5 protein-coding genes are annotated in these 6,228 nt (G+C 38.0%); all 5 read right to left on the bottom strand.

From position 1 onward, the window contains the following. The coding region (locus tag AC1DRF_RS14345) for a glycoside hydrolase family 68 protein (protein ID WP_477740987.1) at positions 1–869 on the bottom strand (869 nt) is incomplete at its 3' end. Between the two features lie 587 nt (positions 870–1,456). After that, complete coding sequence (gene ggt, locus AC1DRF_RS14340) at positions 1,457–3,145, bottom strand: gamma-glutamyltransferase (protein WP_427076680.1); 1,689 nt, start codon at positions 3,143–3,145, stop codon at positions 1,457–1,459. Between the two features lie 230 nt (positions 3,146–3,375). After that, positions 3,376–4,092 (bottom strand): YjjG family noncanonical pyrimidine nucleotidase, encoded by a 717-nt coding sequence (locus AC1DRF_RS14335; RefSeq protein ID WP_427076679.1) that lies wholly within the window; start codon positions 4,090–4,092, stop codon positions 3,376–3,378. A gap of 36 nt (positions 4,093–4,128) precedes the next feature. Next, a complete protein-coding gene (locus AC1DRF_RS14330) occupies positions 4,129–4,821 on the bottom strand; it encodes a Crp/Fnr family transcriptional regulator (RefSeq protein ID WP_097824372.1) in 693 nt (230 codons plus the stop codon). Positions 4,822–4,993: 172 nt separating this feature from the next. Then, positions 4,994–6,228, bottom strand: a 1,235-nt coding sequence (locus AC1DRF_RS14325) for an amino acid permease (RefSeq protein ID WP_477740986.1), incomplete at its 5' end; no start/stop codon positions are given.

Here is a 6,228-nt window from a genome sequence, read left to right as displayed (position 1 = left end):
CTGTTATATAGAGAGTCTTCGCCTTGATAGCCATCTTCTGTTCCTGTGTTAGCTTCGAAAACAAGGTACTTATGTCCGTTGTCTTCTATGTAATGAGGATCTCTTAGCGTATGGTTATCCCCTGTGTCATAACCGCCTTCATCAATAAACTGCTGAACCGTTTGATAAATCTTTCCGTCACCGTCAAAGATTGACTTGTAATCTTCTACTCCATCAACTTTTAACGTATTATCGTTTGGCTGAGACATGTTCACTTGAGCTGTCGTTAACGTTTGTTTTCCGTATTGTTTACCTGAATAATCCGTGTAGAACAAACGAACTTTACCATCTTTTGTTAACGTGGCAGAACCAGACCATTCTTGTGTTTGATTTTTAAGATGCGGGTCATTTGGAACGAATTTATCGCTGTCTTTAAACACTCTTCCAGCGTTTTTCCAGCTATCAATTGATTTGTCTCCAGCTTTTTTATAGAAAAGATAAACAGACGTGTCATTCGAATCTTTTGGATCACCTGCTAGGGCAAAAATAATTTGATATCCATGATAAGTCGCTACTGTTCCATCAGCATTTTGTAATGGCCAGCTGTCCCATACATCTAAGTCAATTGTATTTCCTGATGCATTTTTTCCTTTAGCAGAAGCAATGTTTTTAATAGTTGATTCATCAAAAGCAGGAACTTTAAACTGATCACTGTTTTGCTGCTGTGGAATTTTCACCATATTATCGCGAGTAATATGCGAAATTCCGTAGCTATTATTAAAGTCTTTGCTGTCGTTTCCTTTAGCAAATGTTTGATATCCCCCGCCTACTAGTAGGGCTGCAGCCAATGTAGCAGCAGTTGTATGCTTAGCAACTCGTTTCATTTTCATATGTTTTCTCCTTTTGTGTTAGTAAAGAATATAAATTTATTAATTCAATTAGCTATCAAAAATCCGAAAACAGAACCGGTTCCGTTCAACCAAAAGATTACTTGGATAAATGACGAAAGTCAAACATGCCAAATGTAGCTATTTCTCATTTTTATCTTTTTCCTTGAGCTGTAACTAGGACCAAAGTTTACGTGTAAGGGCCTTTTTTATGTAACCGTTTTTCCAACAAAAGTGTAAGGCTTTTTTTATATTTCAAACCACGATTTCCAGCCGTTGCGTTTTATACTTTCTACATGATTAAACACTTTATCTTTCCAGCATTGAAAGCGCTATTCCGTTTTCTATACTTTCCGACCATTCTGTTTTCATCAATCTCTTGAAAAATCAGTACTTTTTTTTATTAGTCGGACATGAAAACGTTCTATTCTTTTTCCTTTCTAAAGATTAGAATGATAATAATAAAGGTCTAAAGTATGTTTTCAGAAAAAAATATTCCTTCTTTTTACCTACTCATTTTTATCTTTTTTAATGCATTATACGCTCTCCCTTTTGTAAAAAGGGAGAGCGTATAATGCATTTTTTGAATATTAAGAGTCTAAGCCAGTTGCTTTTCCTTCACGGCTGGAATCAGCTGCTCCAAATAAACGGCCGGTTTCTTTATCAATTTGAATACCTTGAACATTTCCGATTGGAAATGGCTCATCTCCAAAATTAAATCCCATGGCTTCTAGCTCTCCTTTGGCATTCATATCCACTCCGGCTTCCCAACCGATAAGTGATCCTGTACTATTAAAAATTCTTGGTTCTTCAATCGCTTCTTTTATATCCATTCCATAGTCTAAGACATTCATAAGCGTTTGAAACACAGAGCCTACAATCGTTGGTCCGCCTGGAGACCCTAAAGTGAGTACCGGTTCGCTGTCTTTAAAAACGATGGTTGGGCTTTTACAGCTAACCGGACGCTTTCCTGCATCCGCTTGATTTAACCCTCCAGGAATAGCATCAAAATCAGTAAGCTCGTTATTGAGTAAAAACCCATGGTCTTTAACCATAATTCCTGTACCAAAAGGATGTTCCACAGTTGATGTACAAGCGACAATATTACCCCAGCGGTCAACTACCGTGAAGTGAGTTGTTTCACTAAGCTCACGTTCAGGTTCATAAGGCTGACGTACAACGTTCAATTTTTGGCCTTTCTCGTAATCCCACGGGTTGCCAAAATCAACTTTTTCATTTTTATGCTTCCAATTAATCAATTTTTGACGTTCCTTTATATATTCATCATTTAAAAGCCCTTTTAATGGAATATCACTGTAGGCTGGATCTCCAGAGAATGCAATTTTATCTGAAAATGCAATACGCATAGCTTCTGCAAACAAATAATACTTTTCCCAAGATTTCACATCGTACTGAGACACATCAAAGTCCTCTAATAGCTTTAAGATTTGCARCACGGTAGTTCCTCCTGCACTAGGCATGTTGGAAGAAGCAATCCGGTATCCTTTATAATCTCCCCACACGGGCTCATCGATCTTAATCTGGTATTCTTTCAAATCCGACAGTTCCATAAAACCGCCGTGCTCTTTGATCGTTGAAATAATGGCTTCTGCAATTTCACCTTCATAAAAAGCCTCAATACCTTTTTCTTGAAGAATGCGGAAGGTTTTAGCCAGATCTTTTTTATTAATCATATCTCCTTCTTGCATAGGCTTGCCGTTTGGAGAATATAGCTGCTTAGCATGTTCTCCTAGTCGATAGGCATATGTTTTTAAAATATCTCCAAGAACCCAGTTTGTTTCCACACCTGCTTCTGCTGCTTTGGCAGCCGGTTCAATCAATTCAGCAAGGGGTTTTGTTCCATACTCTTTACGAGCTGCTTCCATCGCCTTTAAAATCCCTGGAATTCCAATTGCCGTTGCATGAGTAGAACGTTTTCTAAACGGAATAACTTCTTTATTTTCATCAAGAAACATTTCAGGATAGGCTGCTTTAGGAGCCTGAGAATGCCCGTCAAAAATTTTAGTTGTTTTGCTTTCATTGTGGTATACCATAAAAAAGCCGCTGCCTCCAATACCGGTCATCATCGGCTCTCCAACGTTGAGCCCAAACTGAACGGCAATTGCTGCATCAATTGCATTGCCTCCGGCTCTTAGCACTTGTTCTCCGGCATCTGTTGCAATTGGATGAGCACTGGCTACCATTCCTGTTTTTCCAACCGCTGTTTCTCTTCTATATGAACTCTTTCCTGAACGAGATAAACTTTTGCCATTAATCATCTTTTACGACCTCCTAGTTACTTACTTTATCTGGGATATTGGTAAAATACCCTATTGCTTTTGGAATAAAACTGTTTAAATTTGTATTGATTACTTTAACCATCCTATTTATAGACCAATATCCCTAGCGTATTTTAAGCCTTTGAAAGCCGTAAAATAGAAAAAGTGCCAACCCTTTTTGTTCTAAAAAAAGGTTAGCACTTTTTGCGTTTTCTAACGTTTATACACTTTTACACTTGTACCGAAGCTACTTCATTATTTGCGTTCAGCAGGTCATAAAGCTCTAGAAGTCTTCCTATTTCATAGGTTGAATTCCAATTTGTATCATTATTTTTTTTCTGAGGATTAAGCCAGCACGTGTCAATACCCGCCAGCTGCCCGCCTTGAATGTCTGCACTCAAAGAATCTCCAATAATTAATGTTTCATGTACGGACAACTCTGTTATACGTGAAAAAACATAATCAAAATATTCCTTCATAGGCTTTTGAAAGCCCGTATCTTCTGAAACAAATACTTCTTTAAAATAAGGATATAGACCTGAGTCCTGAAGGCGCTTATATTGCGTAGCCGATACGCCATTTGTAACAACATATAACTCATAGTGACAGCTCAGGTTTTTAATTACCTCAAATGCTCCGTCAATGAGCTGATGGCCATTGTTCAAATATGTTCGGTACTCTGTTTCAAGTAGCTTTCCGTCTTTTTCTATTCCATATTCTTTACATAGAGTAGAAAAGCGGGTATTTACAACTTGCTCACGGCTTATTTTATTTTCTTCAAAAGCTGTCCATAACCCCTGGTTGATCAAACTATAACGTTTTTTGCTTTCCTCAGTCAGCGGAATATCGTGGTTAGCAAAAAGAAGCTGTAAAGCCTGCTCTTCGGCTGCGTTAAAATCCAAAAGTGTATTATCAATGTCAAATAGCAGCGTTCGGTATGTTTTCATTCTTCTCTCTCCCCTTCAACTAATCTATTGCTTTTTCTATTCGTATATATTGTCGTTTGCTAGACAGCTCAGTTTTTCCTTATCTTTGAGAATAATGGAGCCTTTCTTTTTTTCAATAACTCCTTGCGCTACAAATTTCTGAAGAACACGATTTAAATGCCGGTAAGTCGTTCCGATTAAATTAGCTATATCTTTTAAGCTTTCTGTTTTTTGATTCATAACCAAATGCGATTCTTCACAAAAAATAGAGAGTAAGTAACTAGCCAGCCGCACTTCAACTGGGTACATTAAATTAAAGCTTAGCGAGTTCGATTTTGCGCAAAACTTTTTTGTGAGCATTTCCAATAAAAACGTCAGCAGCTGTGGATCCTTGCTCGCATGCTGTTTTAATCGTTTGTATGGTATACCAATAACAACTAAAGGTGAAACGGCTTCAACCGTATTCATAATATCAACATCTTGTACGTACTCAATATCACCTATTACTTCCAGGGGCTGTTTAAAAGAAAGAACAAGCGTCTTGCCTTCGGGCGATATGGTATAAACTTTAACCTTGCCTTTCATCAATATGTACAAACAGTGGGACGCATCTCCTTGAGAACAAAGACGTTCCCCTGCGTCGACATCATACAGTGACAAATGCGGTAGTAACTCTTTTTTGAAAACCGACTCTAATTTATAAGTATTTATATACTCCATCAGCTGTTTCTCACTTGTAATTTCCCTCATGTTTTCCTCTCCATCATAACGGTTTCTTTTATTAAACAATAACATTTCCTAAAATAAAAAGGACATATGTCTCAAATAAATTTTTAATTTTTACGTTATGTTCATAGCTCACTTTCAAGATAAATATATACACAAAAAAGACTCCAGCTTGTTCGCTTAGAGTCTTTTTTTGCTAAACGCTCTTTTTATTTCTACCGTATCCAACGTAAATAAAGACGCCAATCAGCATCCAGCCGATTGAATACATCCACGTTTTCATTGATAAGTTGAACATGAGAAAGATACAGCAAAGAATAGCAATAATCGGAATAAATGGTACAAAAGGTACTTTGAAACCGCGCTTTAGGTTAGGCTGAGTTTTTCGCAGAACCAAAATCGAAAATGAAACGGCAGCAAACGTGACAATCGCTAGCATATTCGCTAAATCTGCCAGCTGTTTTAAATCAACAAAACCAGCTACAACAGCGCCTAACGCRCCCACAAGCCATGTGGATATGACAGGTTCGCTGTTTTTTCGGTTTACTTTCGCAAAAAGAGACGGCAATAATCCATCATGGCTCATTGACATAAGTATGCGAGGCACGACAAACAAATAAGCAAATACGACGGCCATAATACCAATAACCGCTCCTATAGATACAATGAGCGCTGCCCATTCTTGTCCTACACTATTGAGCGCATATGACAACGCATCACCTACGTTTAGCTCTTTATAAGAAACCATTCCTGTTAATACTAATGCAATTACTACGTAAATGACTGCACAAACACTTAGTGCAATCAAAATGCCTAGCGGCAAGTTTCTTTGCGGATTTTTCACTTCTTCTGCCGAAGTAGAAATGGCATCAAATCCGTTATAAGCAAAAAAGACGGAAGCTGCGCCTGCAAAGATTCCTTTCACACCAAAAGGAGTAAATGGGTGCCAGTTATTTGTATGAATAAAAAAGACGCCGACGGCTACAAATAAAAGAACAATACCTATCTTGATTAAAACCATTAAGTTATTTATTTTTTTACTTTCTTTTACCCCTCTTGTTAATAAAAACGACATGCACAGCACAATAAATACCGCAGGARGATTAATAATACCTCCACCGCTTGGTATGGCCGTGAACGATTCAGGAAGTCTAATACCAAATTCAGTAAGCACATTATTCACATAAGATGACCATCCGCCCGCTACGGAAGCTAAAGATACCGTATAGCATCCCACGATGGACCACCCTATCAAATGCGCTACAAATTTTCCTAGTGAAACATAGATGTATGTATATGCGCCTCCTGAACTTGGAATAGCTGAACCAAATTCTGCATAACACAGCGCAACAAGAATACAGGCTACTGCAGAAATAACAAAGGAAATGGAGACCGAGGGCCCTGCATCCCTCGCGGCAACTAACCCTGCTA

It is taken from the genome of Priestia sp. P5_B4, from assembly GCF_056400385.1.
This window is presented reverse-complemented; position numbering and strand designations above follow the sequence as displayed.